13 protein-coding genes are annotated in these 16,689 nt (G+C 60.7%); all 13 read right to left on the bottom strand.

Annotated features, from left to right (window positions below; all coding sequences use genetic code 11):
- Positions 1 to 11 precede the first annotated feature (11 nt).
- Positions 12 to 2,567: an outer membrane protein assembly factor BamA gene (bamA, locus tag V7651_RS12795; protein ID WP_335591841.1), complete on the bottom strand. Its 2,556-nt coding sequence runs from the start codon at positions 2,565 to 2,567 to the stop codon at positions 12 to 14.
- 39 nt (positions 2,568 to 2,606) lie between these two features.
- Positions 2,607 to 3,776, bottom strand: coding sequence for a M50 family metallopeptidase (locus V7651_RS12790; RefSeq protein ID WP_035540000.1), 1,170 nt, complete (start codon positions 3,774 to 3,776; stop codon positions 2,607 to 2,609).
- Positions 3,777 to 3,781: 5 nt separating this feature from the next.
- Complete coding sequence (gene dxr / locus V7651_RS12785) at positions 3,782 to 4,981, bottom strand: 1-deoxy-D-xylulose-5-phosphate reductoisomerase (protein ID WP_035539998.1); 1,200 nt, start codon at positions 4,979 to 4,981, stop codon at positions 3,782 to 3,784.
- Positions 4,982 to 4,984: 3 nt separating this feature from the next.
- The gene (locus V7651_RS12780) at positions 4,985 to 5,803 is read right to left on the bottom strand and encodes a phosphatidate cytidylyltransferase (protein WP_035539996.1); all 819 of its coding nucleotides are present in this window, start codon (positions 5,801 to 5,803) and stop codon (positions 4,985 to 4,987) included.
- On the bottom strand, positions 5,803 to 6,564 hold the full coding sequence (locus tag V7651_RS12775; RefSeq protein WP_035539993.1) for an isoprenyl transferase: 762 nt from the start codon (positions 6,562 to 6,564) through the stop codon (positions 5,803 to 5,805). The genes V7651_RS12780 and V7651_RS12775 overlap by 1 nt, the downstream gene beginning before the upstream one ends.
- Positions 6,564 to 7,118 (bottom strand): ribosome recycling factor, encoded by a 555-nt coding sequence (frr, locus tag V7651_RS12770; RefSeq protein WP_035539990.1) that lies wholly within the window; start codon positions 7,116 to 7,118, stop codon positions 6,564 to 6,566. The genes V7651_RS12775 and frr overlap by 1 nt, the downstream gene beginning before the upstream one ends.
- Positions 7,115 to 7,870, bottom strand: a complete 756-nt coding sequence (gene pyrH / locus V7651_RS12765) for a UMP kinase (protein WP_035539987.1) — start codon at positions 7,868 to 7,870, stop codon at positions 7,115 to 7,117. Before pyrH ends, frr begins: the two co-directional genes overlap by 4 nt.
- A gap of 112 nt (positions 7,871 to 7,982) precedes the next feature.
- Positions 7,983 to 8,885: a translation elongation factor Ts gene (gene tsf / locus V7651_RS12760; protein WP_035539985.1), complete on the bottom strand. Its 903-nt coding sequence runs from the start codon at positions 8,883 to 8,885 to the stop codon at positions 7,983 to 7,985.
- A gap of 39 nt (positions 8,886 to 8,924) precedes the next feature.
- Entirely contained in the window at positions 8,925 to 9,725 is an 801-nt protein-coding gene (gene rpsB, locus V7651_RS12755; RefSeq protein WP_035539982.1) for a 30S ribosomal protein S2, read from the bottom strand.
- A 145-nt stretch (positions 9,726 to 9,870) separates the two neighbouring features.
- The gene (dnaE, locus tag V7651_RS12750; protein WP_051624941.1) at positions 9,871 to 13,293 is read right to left on the bottom strand and encodes a DNA polymerase III subunit alpha; all 3,423 of its coding nucleotides are present in this window, start codon (positions 13,291 to 13,293) and stop codon (positions 9,871 to 9,873) included.
- A gap of 79 nt (positions 13,294 to 13,372) precedes the next feature.
- Positions 13,373 to 14,062, bottom strand: a complete 690-nt coding sequence (locus tag V7651_RS12745) for an ABC transporter ATP-binding protein (RefSeq protein WP_035539980.1) — start codon at positions 14,060 to 14,062, stop codon at positions 13,373 to 13,375.
- Complete coding sequence (locus V7651_RS12740; RefSeq protein ID WP_035539978.1) at positions 14,062 to 15,354, bottom strand: ABC transporter permease; 1,293 nt, start codon at positions 15,352 to 15,354, stop codon at positions 14,062 to 14,064. Before V7651_RS12740 ends, V7651_RS12745 begins: the two co-directional genes overlap by 1 nt.
- Positions 15,351 to 16,670 carry a proline--tRNA ligase gene (proS, locus tag V7651_RS12735; RefSeq protein WP_035540025.1) on the bottom strand — a complete coding sequence of 440 codons (1,320 nt, stop codon included), beginning with the start codon at positions 16,668 to 16,670 and terminating at the stop codon, positions 15,351 to 15,353. Before proS ends, V7651_RS12740 begins: the two co-directional genes overlap by 4 nt.
- Positions 16,671 to 16,689 lie beyond the last annotated feature (19 nt).

Here is a 16,689-nt window from a genome sequence, read left to right as displayed (position 1 = left end):
GCATTTCTGGATTAGAAACGTGTAGAGGTTGAGAACCGGAAAGTTTCGGTTCGGTCATAGTCTTCCCTGCGAAGGATCTGCGAGAAGTCAAAGCGGATGGGCCCGAATGGGGAATCCCAGAAGACGCTCAGACCGGCCGATGCCCGCAGGGCTGTGGCATCCTTGGTCAGGCGGACAGCGGTCGTGCCGTCGCCTGGCTCGTAGTAGACGGTTGGGCTGACATCAGGACCGCGAAGCGTTCCCACAGCACCGACATCTGCAAAGAGGGCACTCTTGATGCCGTACTCTTCAGGGAACACGCTTGGCAGGGTGAGTTCGAACGTACCCTGATAGTAGAGGTTGCCGCCGAGCGAGTTGCCGCGACGCGTCGACAGGAGTTCACCGGTCTCCGGGTCGTAAACCCGCACGATCTCACGTGGGCCGAGGCCGGCCACGTCGAAACCCCGGAACGTACTGCCGCCCCGGAAGAAGCGGTTGTTGATCCGGATGCCCTGGCCGTCTTCCAGCGGGAAGATATAGCCGCCCGAGAAACGGGCGCTGGCAATGATGTCTTTCCAGATACCGCGGTAAAGTGAGGCGCTGCTTTCGGTGCGAAGGTATTTCACATCACCGCCAAGACCGGCGACTTCCTGGCTGAAGCGGAAGTCAAAGCCGCGCGTCGGCTGGATTGGATCGTTCGTGCGGTCCCAGAAGAAACTGTAGCCGAGGATGCTGGACAGTTCGCTGCGCTCGGAGCGGCAGCTGGAATCGCGCAGAAGGTAGAGCGGATCACACTGGTCGACGATCAGAAGCTCGCCTGGAAAATCTTCCGGTGTCGCAGGGCGGAATTTATCATCCGTCGCATCGTTAGGTGTGTCCGCACCCGCTGTCTGGACCAATCGACCTGACTGAAATCCGGTCGTCGTATCAATGATAATGTTGCGGTCCGGGATCTGAACGTCATCAGACTGGATCTTGTAGCTGAGCCCCATCTGCATCCGCTCGCTGAGCGGGAAGCCGACGCGCAGGCCGGTACCAATCGTCTCGGCGGTGTAGCTGCCATACTTCTTGAAGTCCTGCTTTGTGGCGTAGAGATCGACGCCAGCCGACAGGTTGCGATCAAGGAAGCGAGGCTCTGTGAAGCGCAGGTCAACGACCTGCTGGCGGCTGGAGGTCGACACACGGGCGACGACCGACTGGCCACGGCCCCGCAGGTTGCGCTGTGAGGCGCTCAGATCGAAGAGATAGGAGTCGACCGAAGAGAAGCCCGCTGCGAAGGAGAGCTCGCCGGTTGGCTGCTCTGTGACCTTCACGTCGACAATGCTCTTGTCCGGACCGTCACCCGGGTTTTCGACGATCTCAACATCCTTGAAGAAGCCAAGCGCGCGGACACGGTTCTTGGAACGGTCGAGCAGGATGCGGTTGAAGGCGTCACCTTCGGAAATGCGCAGTTCACGGCGGATGACGCGGTCGAGTGTCTGCGTATTGCCGACGATATTGATGCGCTCGATATAAACGCGCGGACCCTCATCCACGGCGAAGGTGACATCGATGCGGCCCGTATCCGGGTTCACATCAAGTTGCGGACGGATATCAACGAAGGCATAGCCTGCGATACCGGCAGCATATGTCAGCGTATCGATTGTTTCTTCGATCAGGTTGCCGCGGAAGAGATCGCCCGTCTGGATCGGCACGGCCGCACGAAGCGCGTTAGCGTCCAGTTTCTCAAGCGCGGTTTCGACCTTCACTTCGCCGAAATCATACTGACGACCTTCATCGATGGTCATCGTGATGTAGAAGTCTTTCTGGTCCGGCGTCAGTTCAGCGACAGCCGAGTCCACGCGGAAATCGTAATAACCATTGTTCTGGTAGAACTCGCGCAGCTTCTCGCGGTCATATTCGAGACGGCCAGGGTCATAGTTGTCGTTCGAGCTGAAGAAGCGCCACAGGCGTGACTGGCGCGTCACGATCTCGCTACGCAGGCGGGAGTCGGAATAGGCCTTGTTGCCGATAAAATTGATCGAGCGAACGCCGGTGACGGGGCCTTCAGTGATTTCGAACACGAGGTCGACGCGGTTCTGCTCCAGCGGCTTGTATTGCGGCTCGACCTTGGCGGCGAACCGACCGGACTGGCGGTACAGTTCCAGAATGCGCTGAACGTCGGCCTGAACACGTGCGGCGGTGAAGATTCCGCGCGGGGCTGCCTGAACCTCTTCCTTGAACTTGTCGTCCTTGAGGGCCTTGTTACCCTCGAAGATCACGCGGTTGATGATGGGGTTTTCAACGACGCGAACGAGCAGGTCATCCCCGCTTCGGTCAATGGAGACGTCAGCGAAAAGGTTCGTGGCGAACAGGGTCTTCAGGGAGAGATCGATACGTTCCGGATCAAACGGATCACCCGGCTCGACCAAGAGATACGATTGCACAGTACGCGCTTCGATACGCTGGTTGCCCTCAACCAGAATGGACCGGATCGTACCGCCATAGCGGCTGTCTTCCTGCGCTTCGGCGGTATTGGTCAGTCCCGGCAGGACGACAAACGAAAAGACGCTGGTCGCCATAAGGGTTGCTGCAAGGAACTTACGCATTGTGGACAAATCTTTCTTGTTATTTCTGAGGCAGCCGTATCAGCCGCCCGTTCCCCCGAACAAGCCGGTCTCCATGATGTCACCCCATGTGATCACCACTACCATCCCCAATAACAGGATCAGACCGAATGTCAGGCTCATCTCCTGCACTTTCTCTGGCAGTTCCCTGCCCGCAATCGCCTCATAAGCATGAAAGACGAGGTGTCCGCCATCCAGCACAGGCAGTGGCAGAAGGTTGAAGAAGCCGACACCCACGGAAATGGCGGCACAGATGCTGAGGAGCATCCAGAACAGTTGTTCCAGCTTAGCCGTCTGGCTGACGTCCGGCTGTTCCCAGACCTTGTTGACGACACGCCGCGAAATATCACCGATCCCAACCGGGCCTGTCATCGTGTGCACGGACATTTTGCCCGTCACGATGCGCGACAGCATGGTCACGGTCCGGTCAATCGTAGCGCCGGTTTCCACCACCCCAGCGCCAAGCGCCTGGACGGGGTTGTATTTGACACGTTCGCCAACCGCGATGCGCGCCATGGCGATGCCGATGGTTGCCTGCGGCACCATCTGGCCGAATTCGTTTTCGCGAACCACTTCGTCCGGCGTCACTTTCAGGGCAACGGGCGCGCCATCGCGCAGCACTTCGAACGTCATTTCTTCATTCGGATTGAGCATGATCGGAATGGTGATGCTGCTCGCATCCGTGACCGGATGGCCATTGACACTGACAAAGGCGTCGCCAGCCTTCATGCCGCCGCGTTCAGCGGGTGAGTCTGCCACCACGTCAGCGATGCCGATGGAATAATTCGTCCGGCCATGCGTACCCAGGATGAGTGCGAAGATCAGGCTTGCGAGGACGAAATTGGCCAGCGGCCCCGCAAGGCTGACGAGCATGCGCTGCCAGACGGTCAGGCTCTTATACGCCTTCCCTACAGGACCCTGCTCCATCTTGCCGACATCACCGGCCAGCTGGCTTTCGCCGACGAATTTCACGAAACCGCCAAGCGGGATCCAGTTGACGCGCCAGCGCGTGCCGACCTTGTCCTTGCGTTCGAAAATGGGACGACCAAAGCCAACGGAAAAGGACTCGACGGCGGCGCCGAAGAGGCGGCCCACGAGGAAATGTCCAAGCTCGTGAATGATCACGACGATGCCCATCATGAAGACGAGGCATACGATGAAGAGCGGACCCTGGCTAAGCAGCTGACCCAAACGACTTACCCTCCTGCCCGGCTAGGGGCCATTCTTAACAATTCGGTCGCCGTATCACGGCCGAACTGGTCCAGATAAGCTATTTCGTCCAGCGTGTCACAGGCCAAAGAGGCCATATTACCGGAAGAAAAGCGACTCAAGGCTTCTTCTACGACCCAGCTTATGTCCAGAAATCCGCATTGACCCGCAATAAATGCAGAAACGGCTGATTCATTAGCGCTATTTAATACCGTAGTACCGCCCGTACCGAGACTTATCGCGCGGCGGGCGAGTTCGATGGCCGGAAAGCGCGAAGGATCAACAGGTTCGAAGTCGAGGCGCCCCAACGCCGCCAGGTCGAGCCGGGCGACATTCGTGGTTAACCGGTCCGGCCAGCCAAGAGCATAAGCAATCGGGGCGCGCATGTCGGGCATGCTCAGCTGCGCGATCACCGAGCCATCCGTAAAATGGGCCATGCCATGGATGATGGATTGTGGATGCACGAGGACTTCAATCTGCGCCGCATCCACGTCGAACAGGTAAGCGGCTTCGATGAATTCGAGGGCCTTGTTCATCAAGGTCGCGCTATCGATGGAATTCTTGATGCCCATCGCCCAGTTGGGGTGGGCGGCCGCCTCAGCGGGCGTTACCCCGGCCATTTGTTCCAGCGACGCAGTGCGGAACGGGCCGCCGGAGGCTGTGATGCTGAGCTTCTCGAGCGACCGACCGTCGCCGATGGACTGGAATATGCCACTATGTTCCGAATCAACAGGGAGAATACGCGCGCCGGACCTGGCGGCTTCTGACAGGATCAGCTTGCCACCGCAGACAATGCTTTCCTTGTTGGCGATGGCGACATCCGTACCCTGGCGCACGGCGGCGAGCGTCGAGGCCAGCCCTGCTGCGCCCACGATGGCTGCCAGAATACGGTCGCAGGGACGTGTCGCTGATTCTGTGATGGCCGAGGTTCCGCCGGCCGTTTCAATGCCAGTGCCCGCCAGACGGTCCCGCAGCTCCGGCAATTGGCTCTCGTCAGCGATGACGGCGATTTCCGGTCTGACGGCCAGCGCCTGCTCTGCAAGGGATGCAGCATCCCTGCCCGCTGCCAGTACGACGATTTCAAAGGATGTATCGCCTGCAGCATTGGCCTGCGCCACGACATCAAGGGCAGACGTCCCTATCGAGCCTGTCGAGCCCATAATGGAAATACGACGGGGGTGGGCCATAAACTAGAATCCAAGCGTTTCTGCGAACCCCGGTATGGCATAGAGCGCTAGCGATCCGAAAATACAAACAGCACCCAGGCCGTCCACACGGTCCAGCACGCCGCCATGTCCCGGCAACAATGTGCCCGCATCCTTGACCTTGAAGCGGCGCTTGATGCCACTCTCGAAGAGATCCCCGACCTGGGCCACGATGGACGTGCCCACGCCTGCTGCAATCCATACAGGATAAGACGCCATTTCGATGTCGCCGATAGCGAGGCCGCAGAGGCCGCAGGCTGTCACGGCACCCAGCGCACCGCTCCAGGTCTTGTTCGGGCTCTCGCTTGGCAGCAGACGGGGTCCGCCGAGGCCGCGCCCGGTGAAATAGGCGGCGGCATCAGACGCCCAAACGAGGGACATGAAAAACAGGGCCGCGGCGCGACCATCCCATGGGCCAGAACGGAGAAAATAGAGGCCGGCCGCCATGCCGGAGACGTAGAGAAGGCCGAACATGGCTGTACTGCGAAAGCGCGGCGTCCCGCCCGCTGCGACGGCGCAAAACACCATCCCGGCAGCGAAAACCAACACTGAGACCCAGACGAGGCCGAGCGGGAGCGACAGCAGGCACAGCGCCGCCGCAGCCGACATGGCGCGCGGACGCGGGAAAACGCTTATCTGGCTCCACTCATGGGCCATGGCTGCTGCAAAGACGGCGCAGCCTATGCCAAGCCACCAGCCGCCTGCCCAGACCATCGCAACGGCCACGGGAATGAGCACTGCCGCAGACATCAGGCGCAGGCCAAGCTCTGAGAACCGCCGGTCGCGCGGCGTCCAGTCGCCCATTAGTAGGCCCCAGGCGTGACCGCGCCGAACCGGCGTTCGCGCTCCTGATATTTCGCCAGAGCCTCCTCGAGGGAGGCACGATCAAAGTCCGGCCACAGGACATCCATGAAGACGAGTTCTGCATAAGCGCACTGCCAGAGCAGGAAATTGCTGAGCCTGTATTCGCCGCTGGTGCGGATGAGAAGATCGGGGTCTGGCAGCATTTCCGTATCGAGGAAGTGGCCGAGACGCGTTTCGTCGATGTCGTCGGCCTTCAGCTCACCCGCTTCAACTGCGCGGGCCATGCGGCGGGCAGCGCGGGTGATCTCCTCGCGGCCACCATAATTGAAGGCGATTGTCAGGAAGAATTTGGTGTTCGCAGCCGTCGTGCGCTCAGCCTTGTCGACGAGGGCTGCGACATCCGCCGGCAGGCCTTCGCGCTGGCCGATGATGCGAACGCGAACGCCCTCCTGTGTCAGCCGGGCCAAATCTCGCTGGACGTAGGCTTTCAGCAGGCCGAACAGCGCGTTCACTTCGGCGGCAGGACGGCGCCAGTTCTCAGTGGAGAAGGAGAATACGGTGAGGTAGCGGATGCCGATCTCACCAGCTGCTTCAACCGTGCGCCTCAGGGCCTCAACGCCGCGCTCATGACCCGCTGCACGCGGAAGGCCGCGCGCCTTGGCCCAGCGGCCATTGCCATCCATGATGATCGCGACATGGGAGAGCCCCGGCTGCTGCCCCGATACAACATTGGTGACATCAGAGGCGGATACGGCAGACATTAGACCTGCATGATCTCCGTTTCTTTAGCCTTAAGCGCGTCATCCACACGGCCAACAAAGGCATCTGTCAGCTTCTGGACTTCATCGGAGAGGCTGTGGAGGCGGTCTTCGCTGATCTCGCCGTCCTTTTCCATCTTCTTCAGGCTGTCCATGCCGTCGCGGCGGATGTTGCGCACGGCGACTTTTGCGGCTTCGGCATATTTGCCAGCAATCTTGGTCAGCTCCACGCGGCGCTCTTCGTTGAGCGGTGGGATCGGAATGCGCAGGGTCTGGCCATCCATGATCGGGTTGAGGCCCAGACCGGACTCGCGGATGGCGCGGTCCGTAGCGCCAACAACGGTCTTGTCCCACACGTTGACGGACAGCATGCGCATGTCGGTGACGGACACCGAAGCGACCTGGGACAGGGGCACGGTCGAGCCATAGGCGGGCACGTTGATCGAATCGAGCAGGTTTACCGAAGCCCGGCCCGTACGCAGGCCGCTGAACTCGGTCGACAGCGACGTCAGCGCGCCTTCCATCCGGCGTTCAAGATCCTTCTTTTCATAGGTCATTTCGCGACCCCTCCTTCGTTCGATATCGTTGTCGATGTGCCCCGCCCGTGCAGGACATTCAGGAGCGAACCTTCTTCCTTGAGCGAGAAAACCACAATCGGGACATTGTTGTCACGCATGAGGCTGACGGCTGACGAATCCATGACTCGCAGGTCTTTGGCCAGCAATTCCTGATAGGCCACCTTCTCATACCGTGTCGCGGTGCTGTCGAGCTTGGGGTCGGCCGTATAGACGCCGTCGACCTGTGTGCCCTTCAAAAGCGCGTCGCAATTCATTTCGATGCAGCGCAGGGCAGCGCCCGTGTCCGTTGTGAAGAAGGGGTTGCCGATGCCGGCGGCGAAGATAACGACGCGGCCCTTTTCCATGTGGCGCTGGGCGCGGCGACGGATGTAGGGCTCGCAGATCTGGTCCATGTTGATGGCCGACTGGACGCGCGTTGGCACGCCCTGGCTTTCGAGCACGCTTTGCATGGCGAGGGCGTTCATGACCGTGGCCAGCATGCCCATGCTGTCAGCCTGCGCCCGCTCCATGCCCTTGGCAGCGCCCGCCATGCCCCGGAAGATGTTGCCACCCCCGATGACGAGGCAGATTTCGGCTCCGGCTGTGCGGGCCCCTGCAATGGCTTTGGCGAACTGTTCAACGGTGGGGATGTCGATGCCGAACTGGCCGGGGCCCATAAGGGCCTCGCCGGACAGTTTGAGGAGCACACGCTTGTATTTTAGCGGGCTGGTCTCCGGATTCTCGCCTGGCATAGCTTTCTCCGTCACTTGAAGCCCTGAATAGAGCTCCTAAAAGATTCCCGGCTGCCTGTCATGGGCAGCCGGGACTGTTTAAGGCCTCACGTGGGGCTAAAGGCAAGCCCGATCAGCTGCCTTTTGTGAGGGAAGCCACTTCATCTGCGAAGTTATCCGCAGCTTTTTCAATACCTTCACCCAGTTTGAAGTGAACGAAGCCCGTCAATGTCGCGCCTTGATCTTTCAGATAGGCGGCAACCGTCTGGTCAGGGTTCATGACAAAGGGCTGCTCGAGAAGAACAACTTCCTTGTAGAACTTCTGCATCCGGCCCTTGATCATGCCTTCGATGATATTGTCAGGCTTGCCGCTTTCGCGGGCCTGCTCGGTCAGCACGCGCTTCTCGGTTTCAACCAGAGCCGGGTCGAGCTCGTCCGTCGTGGCAGCAGCCGGCGACGTTGCAGCGATGTGCATCGCGATCTTGCGACCGATATCTTCCAGATCGCCGGAACCCGACAGGGCCACCAGGACGCCGACTTTACCCATGCCAGCCGTTTCGGCGTTGTGGATATAGGAAGCAACCTTGTCAGCCGAGACCTTGGCCGAACGGCGCAGCGTCATGTTCTCGCCGATCGTGGCGATCATGCGCTTGATCATGTCGTCAACCGTGCCGTTGCCGTCTGGTGCAGGCGCAGCGGCGACAGCTTCAACCGAACCACCGGTGCCGAGTGCGGCTTCAGCGATGCCGGCGAGGGCTTTCTGGAAGCCTTCGTTGCGGGCTACGAAGTCGGTCTCAGCGTTCAGTTCGACGATCGCGCCGGACTTGCCGTCAGCCGACACTTTCACAGCCACGAGGCCGTCAGCAGCGGTGCGGCCCGACTTCTTGGCAGCTTTGGACAGGCCTTTGGCGCGCAGCCACTCGATGGCGGCTTCTTCGTCGCCGTCATTCTCAACGAGGGCTTTTTTCGCATCCATCATGCCTGCGCCGGTTTTCTCGCGCAGTTCCTTGACGAGCGCAGCAGTAATCTGGGCCATTGCGGTTATCCTTCAGTGTAAGAGTTCAACTCGGAGGGCTTAGGCGCCCGTTGCATCTTCCGTGGTTTCGCCATCAGCAGCAGCGACATCAGCATCGGCCAGGCCATCGAGGTCTTCGAGGGCGCCGAGGTCAACACCGAGGCCAGCCGTCGACTCTGCAAGGCCATCGAGCACTGCATCTGCGAACAGGTTGCAGTAGAGCGAGATGGCGCGCGCCGCGTCGTCGTTGCCGGCAAAGCCGTAGTCAGCGTCTGCAGGATCGCAGTTCGTGTCGAGAACAGCCACAACCGGGATACCCAGCTTGCGGGCTTCCATGACGGCGATAGCTTCCTTGTTCGTGTCGATCACGATCATGGCAGCCGGCAGGCCGCCCATTTCCGAGATACCACCGAGGGCGCGCTCAAGCTTGTCGCGGCGACGCTCCAGGTCGAGAAGCTCTTTCTTGGTGAGGCCTTCGCCGCCACCGGTCGAGAACATCGCGTTCAGCTCTTTCAGCTGCTTGATCGACTTGGACACGGTGGTCCAGTTGGTCAGCGTGCCGCCGAGCCAGCGGTGGTTCATGTAATACTGGGCGCAGCGCTGGGCTGCTTCTGCCACGGGATCAGACGCCTGGCGCTTGGTGCCGACGAAGAGAACGCGGCCGCCCTTGGCAACCGTGTCGCGCACGAAAACGAGCGCCTGGTGCAGCGACGGGACGGTCTGGGACAGGTCCATGATGTGGATGCCGGAACGCTCGCCGTAGATGTACGGCTTCATGCGCGGGTTCCAGCGGTGGGTCTGGTGACCGAAGTGAACGCCAGCTTCGAGCAGCTGACGCATTGTGAAGTCAGGTAGTGCCATCAATTTTCTCCATCCGGTTAGCCTTCGCGGGTGGAACGTTGGGCCAAAATGGCTTTCCGCACCGGATGCACCCGGGAATTGGTTTCAGATGAGGCGGCTTATACAGAAAACCGCACCTTCGGCAAGCCGCCCAGATGCGCTTTTGTCACGCGGCCTTCATGGGTTCGACGCGCTCGACACCGGGGGCATCCTTGAGGGCCCGCTGGGCCTTGAGGCCGATCGTATATGTATCCGCGAGGCGCAGGAGCACAATCCGGCCATCCTCAAGCGGCATCTCGACCAGAATCGCCCCCCGTTCATGGTCCTGCAGGCGTCCCAGATGGCTGATAATACCCACGATATCGTCGGTTTTGGCCCCGACAGCGAGCCGGACCTTGAGGGCGCCCATGGATTTGGACAGGCGCGCTGATTCGAGCTGGACGATCCGCTCGGCATTCAGCTTGATCTCGTCGCCGGTGCGCTTCACGCCGACCGTAATGGCCACGGCATTGCCCACCTGTAGCAGGTCATAGCTTTGCTGCAGCGTTTCCGGAAAGACCATCATCTCCACTTCGCCCGTTGGGTCAGACAAGGTGAGGAAGGCGAACTTGCCGCCATTGCGGGCCGGTTTCTCGTTACGCATGCGCACGACGCCGATCAGTTCGAGCGGCTTGCCGTCGCTGGCGCGTTCCTCAATCTCGATGGCGAGCGTGACACGGTCCCGGTCGATGCCCTCGAGCACATCGTCCAACGGGTGACCCGAGAAGTAGAATCCGATGGATTTGAATTCCTCGTCCAGCTTTTGCTGGCCGTTCCAGGCCTTGGCCGTGGGAAGCGACGGCCGCAGGGCCGGCTCGGCCTCACCGAACAAGCCCCCCTGCCCGCCTTGACGGTCTTCGGCTGACTTGTTGGCCATCTGGGCCAGGATTGGCGCCGCCGCGAGCACCTTGGCCCGGTTTGCGTCGAGCCCATCCAGCGCGCCGGACTTGGAGAGGGATTCGAAGGCCTTCTTGTTGATATGACGCGGGTCCACCCGTTCGGCGAAATCATAGAGACTGTCGAACTTGCCATCTGTGTTCCGGATGGCTTCCACATGACGCATGGCTTCAAGGCCAACGCCCTTTAGCGCCCCCAGCGCGTAGACCACAGCGCCGTCGCGGACATCGAAGTCCGCGGTCGAGGAATTCACGTCCGGCGCCAGAACTGGAATCTTCAGCCTTCGCGCTTCCTGGAAGAAGGCAGCGAGCTTGTCAGTATTCCCGAGATCAAGGCTCATGGAGGCAGCGAGGAACTCGACCGGGAAATGGCGCTTGAGGTAGCCCGTCTGGTAGCCGATCAGTGCATAGGCGGCGGCGTGGGATTTGTTGAAGCCGTAACCGGCAAACTTCTCCATCGTGTCGAAGATCTCGTTGGCGAGCGGCTCGTCCATGTCCTTGCTGGCTGCCGCACCTTCAACGAAGCGCTTGCGCTGAGCGATCATCTCTTCAAGTTTTTTCTTACCCATGGCGCGGCGCAGAAGATCCGCTTCACCAAGCGAGTAGCCAGCGATTTCCTGCGCCATCCGCATGACCTGTTCCTGATAGACCGGAACACCATAGGTGGCTTCAAGGACCGGTTTCAGGTCCGGGTGGGCATATCGCACGCCCTCCGGGTTTTCCTTGCCTTGCACATAGACCGGGATATTCTCCATCGGGCCAGGGCGGTAGAGCGAGATGATGGCAATGACGTCTTCGATATTGTTCGGGCGGACCTTGCGCAGCGTGTCGCGCATGCCCGCGCCTTCGAGCTGGAACACGCCAAGCGTGTCACCGCTTGCCATCAGGTCATAGGTCGCCTTGTCGTCGAGGTTCTCCCACTCAGGCCCCACGTCGCGGCCATCGCGGCGGATCAGCTTCAGCGCGCGGTCGATCACCGTGAGGGTTTTCAGGCCGAGGAAGTCGAACTTCACGAGCCCGGCCATCTCGGCATATTTCATGTTGAACTGCGAGGCCGGCAGGTCCGCTCTCGGATCATTGTAGAGTGGCGCAATCTCGACCAGTGGACGGTCGCCGATCACCACACCTGCGGCGTGCGTGCCCGCGTTCCGGTAAAGCCCTTCCAGCGCGAGCGCGATCTTGATCAACTCGCCGACGCGCGGGTCAGCCTCGATCTCGTCATCGAACTTCGGCTCGTCGTCGATGGCTTCCTGCAGCTTGGGCGGCTTGGCCGGATTAAAAGGGATCAGCTTGGCGAGCCGGTCGACCTGGAAATACGGCATCTGCATAACGCGGCCGACGTCGCGCACCACAGCCTTGGCTTGGAGCGTACCAAACGTGATGATCATGGCCACACTGTCGGCGCCATACTTGTCGCGGACATAGCGAATCACTTCGCTGCGCCGCTCCTGGCAGAAGTCGATGTCGAAGTCGGGCATCGAGACGCGTTCTGGGTTCAGGAAGCGTTCGAACAGGAGATCAAAGCGAAGCGGGTCGAGGTCAGTGATCAGCAACGACCAGGCGACGAGCGAGCCAGCACCCGAGCCCCTGCCCGGCCCGACCGGGATGCCCTGCTCCTTGGCCCATTTGATGAAGTCCGAAACGATCAGGAAGTAGCCGGGAAAGCCCATCCGTTCGATAACGCTGAGTTCGTAATCAAGGCGTTTGAAATAGGTCTCCCGCTCGGCGTAGAGCTTGCTCGCCGCTTCGAGACGGCCTTCGAGGCCTTCCGTTGCCTGCTTGCGCAACTCCTCGATCTCCGAGCGGCCCTCATTGCTGAACGAAGGCAGGATCGGTGCGCGGGTGACGGATTTGACCGAGCAGCGCCGCGCGATTTCAGCCGTGTTCTCAATGGCTTCAGGCAGGTCTGCGAACAGCTCCGTCATCTCAGCGGCAGACTTGAGATATTGCGACGTGGAGACCCGTTTGCGGTCTTCCTGACCAAGATACTGGCCATTGGCGATGCACATCAGTGCGTCGTGCGCCGTGGCATCGGTCGGCTTCATGAAGCGCGCGTCGTGGGTGGCGACCAGTGGCAGGTCCAGCTCATAGGCCAGATCGATCAGTCCGGGCTCAACGGCCACCTCGTCCGGCATGCCATGGCGTGTGATCTCGACATAGCAGCGGCCGGGAAAGGCGCTCGCAAGCGTCGAAAGTTCAGTGCGGGCATCGGCAACCCTCCCCTTCAGCAAGTGACGGGCGATTTCTCCTTCGGAGCCACCGGTCAGAACGATCAGGCCGTCCGTGTCGTTCAGCAGCAGGTCGCGGTGCAGTTTCGGCACACCGTCGTCGGCATCGAGATACGCGCGCGACGACAGCAGCATCAGCCGCTGATAGCCGGTCTCGTCCTGGGCGTAGAGCGATATACGGCTCGGTTCGCTGCGATGAGCGCCGTCCGTCAGGTCGAAGCAGCAGGCCATGATGGGCTGGATGCCGGCATCCGACATGGTGAGCGAGATTTCGAGTGCGCCGAAGAGGTTGTTCCGGTCCGTCACCGCAACCGCCGGCATGCCGTGTTCCAGCAGCCAGCCTTTCAGGCCCTTGGGCGTGATCATGCTTTCGAGCAGAGAATAGCTCGACCGCACGGCAAGGTGGATGAAGGGCGACTCAGGCAAAGCGATTTCTCCTGCGGAGAGTGTACAATGCCGCTGCTGCCGCAACCAGACCACCCGTCAGCGACGGCTGTTCCACAGCTTATTCCGGCTTGTAATCGACCAGTTGGCCGTCCTGTAGGGTGAGGACGCGGTCCATATGCTGTGTCAGCGCGAAATTGTGCGTTGCCACCAGAACCGCCGCGCCTTCATTGCGCACCATCTTGATGAGGGTCGCGAAGACGCGCTCAGTCGTGACAGGGTCAAGGTTGCCGGTCGGTTCGTCGGCAATCACGAGGCGCGGGTCATTGGCCAGTGCGCGGGCGATCGCCACGCGCTGCTGCTCGCCGCCGGACATCTGGCCCGGCTGGTGATGGCCGCGATCAGCGAGACCCATGACTTCCAGTAGCGCCTGAGCCTTCTCGCGCGCGGCTTTCTTCTTCACGCCGGCAATCATCAGCGGCATGGCGATATTGTCCGCCGCGTTGAATTCCGGAAGCAAATGGTGGAACTGGTAGACGAAGCCGATCTTGTTGCGCCGAACAGCGGTGCGGCCCCGATCGTCGAGTGAGAGGCAGTCGATGCCATCGAGCATGACCTTGCCACCTTCCGGGCGCTCCAGCAGGCCCGCCGTGTGTAACAGCGTGGATTTACCTGACCCTGATGGCCCGACAAGGCCGACAAGCTCACCCGCATTCAGGCGTAACTCGGTCCCTCGGAGGACCGGCAGTTCGCCCGCTTCGGTCCGGTAGGTTCGGTCGATGCCGATGAGTTCGAGGACGGGACCGGACATTATTCGAACCTCAAGGCGCTGACCGGATCCTGGCGGGAGGCCCACCAGGCCGGAATGATCGAGACGCCCATCGACATGAAGAGGGCATAGAGACCAGTGCGGATCACTTCATGCCAGTCGAGGATCGCAGGCAGGCCTTCAAGGCCATAGGTTTCCGCATCGAAGACTTCGCCCTGGACGAACAGGTTGATGAAGGCTTCCACGTAATGGATGTTGAGCACCACGAGAACGCCCACAAGCACGCCGAGAAGCGCCCCAGCCGTGCCCAGCACTGTGCCCACAAGCAGGAAGACACGCAGAACGCCGCCCCGGCCGAGACCGATTGTGCGCAGGATCGCGATATCACGGGATTTGTTCTTCACCAGCATCACCACGCCAACGATGATGTTAAGTGTCGCAATCGCCATGATGACCATGACCAGGAGGCGCACCATCGTGCGCTCAACGCGCAATGCGTTCAGATAGCTCTCGCGCTGGCTCTTCCAGTCGAATGTGTAGAGCGCATTGCCGGTCGCGTTGGCGATGGCCGCCATGGCTTCGTGTGTTTTTTCGGGGTCCTTCAGCCTAATATCCAGCATGGAATAGTGGCCCTTGGACTGGAACAGGATCTGCGCCTGTTCCATCGGCATGAAGGCATAGAGGCTGTCGAGTTCGACGCTGCCTGTCTTGAAGATATCGCCGACGACGTATGACTTGCTGCGCGGTGTGCCGCCCATCGGACCAGCAGTTTGCTGCGAGGTGATGATCTCAACCTTGTCGCCCGGACGAACGCCCAGGCCTTCGCGCCCGGCTGCGAGGAAGGCACCCAGCATAATGACGTCACCACCATTGCGGCCCTCACCGAAGCCAGCATCGACGGCGGCTTTGCCACCGTCCTTGAGGAAGGGCATCGTCGCCAGGTCTTCATTGCGGATCGCCCGGACTGCAGCGCCCGTCTTGCGGCCATTGGCCGTGATCAGGACGTATTCCTCTATATAGGGCGTCACGCTCGTGATGCCGTCGATCTCGCGGATCTTGGCAGCGAGGGCGTTGGCCTCGTCTTCCGTATAGCTGCTGACCACGCCATAGACATGGGGTTGGCCACCGAGCAGCGCATCCAGCAGGGTCGCCCGGAAACCGCTCATGACGGACATGGTGATGATCAGCGCAGCCACGGCGAAGAAGATGCCGACGAAAGAAATGATCGAGATCAGCGACGCCCCGCCATGTTCCCGCTTGGCGCGCAGGTAGCGCCAGGCCAGCGTGCGTTCCAGCATGCCGAACGGCGCGGCGCGATGACCCAGCTCGCTCATTTTGGCGCCACTTTCTTGATCGCTTCCGCAAAGGGCATCTCGGTCTTCTCGCCCGTCTTGCGGTGCTTGACCTCGACAACCCCGTTCTCGATGCCGCGCGGCCCGATAACGATCTGCCATGGCAGTCCGATCAGTTCCATCCGGGCGAACTTGCCGCCCGCGCGCTCGTCCGTGTCGTCATAGAGCACGTCCATGCCTGCGTCCGTCAGCGCCTTATAGGCGTCGTCGCAGGCGGCGTCACAGGCTGCATCGCCAACGCGCATATTGATCAGGCCGACATGCCAAGGGGCCACCGATTCCGGCCACACGATGCCGTTCTCGTCATGGCAGGCCTCAATGATGCCGCCGACAAGGCGGGATACGCCAATGCCGTAGCTGCCCATCTGCACGGGCACCATCTGGCCGTCTGCCGTTTGCACAACCGCGTTCATGGGCAGCGAATACTTGGTACCGAAGTTGAAAATATGGCCAACTTCGATGCCGCGTGCAGACACCCGGCTTTCAGCCGGGATGGCCGCGAAGGCTGCCTCATCGTGCATCTCTTCGGTCGCGGCATAATACTGCGTGCGCTTTTCGACTTCGGCGTTCAGGTCGCTGTCGAAATCCAGGTCCAGTCCGGGCGGCGGCAGGTCCAACAGGGCCTTGTCGCAGAACACGGCGCTTTCGCCCGTATCGGCCAGGATGATGAATTCGTGGCTCATGTCGCCGCCGATGGGGCCGGTATCGGCACGCATCGGAATGGCCGTGAGGCCCATGCGGTCAAAGGCATTGAGATAAGCACAGAACATTTTGCGGTAAGATACGCGCGCGTCTTCCTCCGTCAGGTCGAAGGAATAGGCATCCTTCATAAGGAATTCACGGCCGCGCATGACGCCGAAGCGCGGACGGACCTCATCGCGGAACTTCCACTGCTGGTGATAAAGGTTCAGCGGCAGCTGCTTGTAGCTTTTCACATAGGCCCGGAACACGTCCGTGATCAGCTCTTCATTGGTCGGGCCGAAGAGCATCTCGCGGTCGTGCCGGTCGGTGATGCGCAGCATTTCCTTGCCATAGTCGTCATAGCGTCCGGATTCGCGCCATAGATCGGCTTGCTGCAGCGTCGGCATCAGCATTTCAACGGCGCCCGCGCGGTTCATCTCCTCGCGCACGATCTGCTCGATCCGCGTCAGAACCTTCAGACCCATCGGCAGCCACGTGTAGATACCGGCGCCGTTCTGGCGAACCATGCCGGTACGCAGCATCAGCTTGTGCGATGCGATGGCCGCATCTGCCGGGGCCTCTTTGCTGACCGGCAGAAAATACTTGGAAAGGCGCATGAATTCCCCGTTATCGATG

The sequence above is a fragment of the Hyphomonas oceanitis genome (assembly GCF_036964545.1).
GTDB lineage: Bacteria > Pseudomonadota > Alphaproteobacteria > Caulobacterales > Hyphomonadaceae > Hyphomonas > Hyphomonas oceanitis.
This window is presented reverse-complemented; position numbering and strand designations above follow the sequence as displayed.

What these genes read in the sequence shown, in the direction of transcription:
- bamA (WP_335591841.1), bottom strand. Translation starts at nt 2,567, where the DNA reads ATGCGTAAGTTCCTTGCAGCAACCCTTATGGCGACCAGCGTCTTTTCG.
- dxr (WP_035539998.1), bottom strand. Translation starts at nt 4,981, where the DNA reads ATGGCCCACCCCCGTCGTATTTCCATTATGGGCTCGACAGGCTCGATA.
- V7651_RS12780 (WP_035539996.1), bottom strand. Translation starts at nt 5,803, where the DNA reads ATGGGCGACTGGACGCCGCGCGACCGGCGGTTCTCAGAGCTTGGCCTG.
- V7651_RS12775 (WP_035539993.1), bottom strand. Translation starts at nt 6,564, where the DNA reads ATGTCTGCCGTATCCGCCTCTGATGTCACCAATGTTGTATCGGGGCAG.
- frr (WP_035539990.1), bottom strand. Translation starts at nt 7,118, where the DNA reads ATGACCTATGAAAAGAAGGATCTTGAACGCCGGATGGAAGGCGCGCTG.
- pyrH (WP_035539987.1), bottom strand. Translation starts at nt 7,870, where the DNA reads ATGCCAGGCGAGAATCCGGAGACCAGCCCGCTAAAATACAAGCGTGTG.
- tsf (WP_035539985.1), bottom strand. Translation starts at nt 8,885, where the DNA reads ATGGCCCAGATTACTGCTGCGCTCGTCAAGGAACTGCGCGAGAAAACC.
- rpsB (WP_035539982.1), bottom strand. Translation starts at nt 9,725, where the DNA reads ATGGCACTACCTGACTTCACAATGCGTCAGCTGCTCGAAGCTGGCGTT.
- V7651_RS12745 (WP_035539980.1), bottom strand. Translation starts at nt 14,062, where the DNA reads ATGTCCGGTCCCGTCCTCGAACTCATCGGCATCGACCGAACCTACCGG.
- V7651_RS12740 (WP_035539978.1), bottom strand. Translation starts at nt 15,354, where the DNA reads ATGAGCGAGCTGGGTCATCGCGCCGCGCCGTTCGGCATGCTGGAACGC.
- proS (WP_035540025.1), bottom strand. Translation starts at nt 16,670, where the DNA reads ATGCGCCTTTCCAAGTATTTTCTGCCGGTCAGCAAAGAGGCCCCGGCA.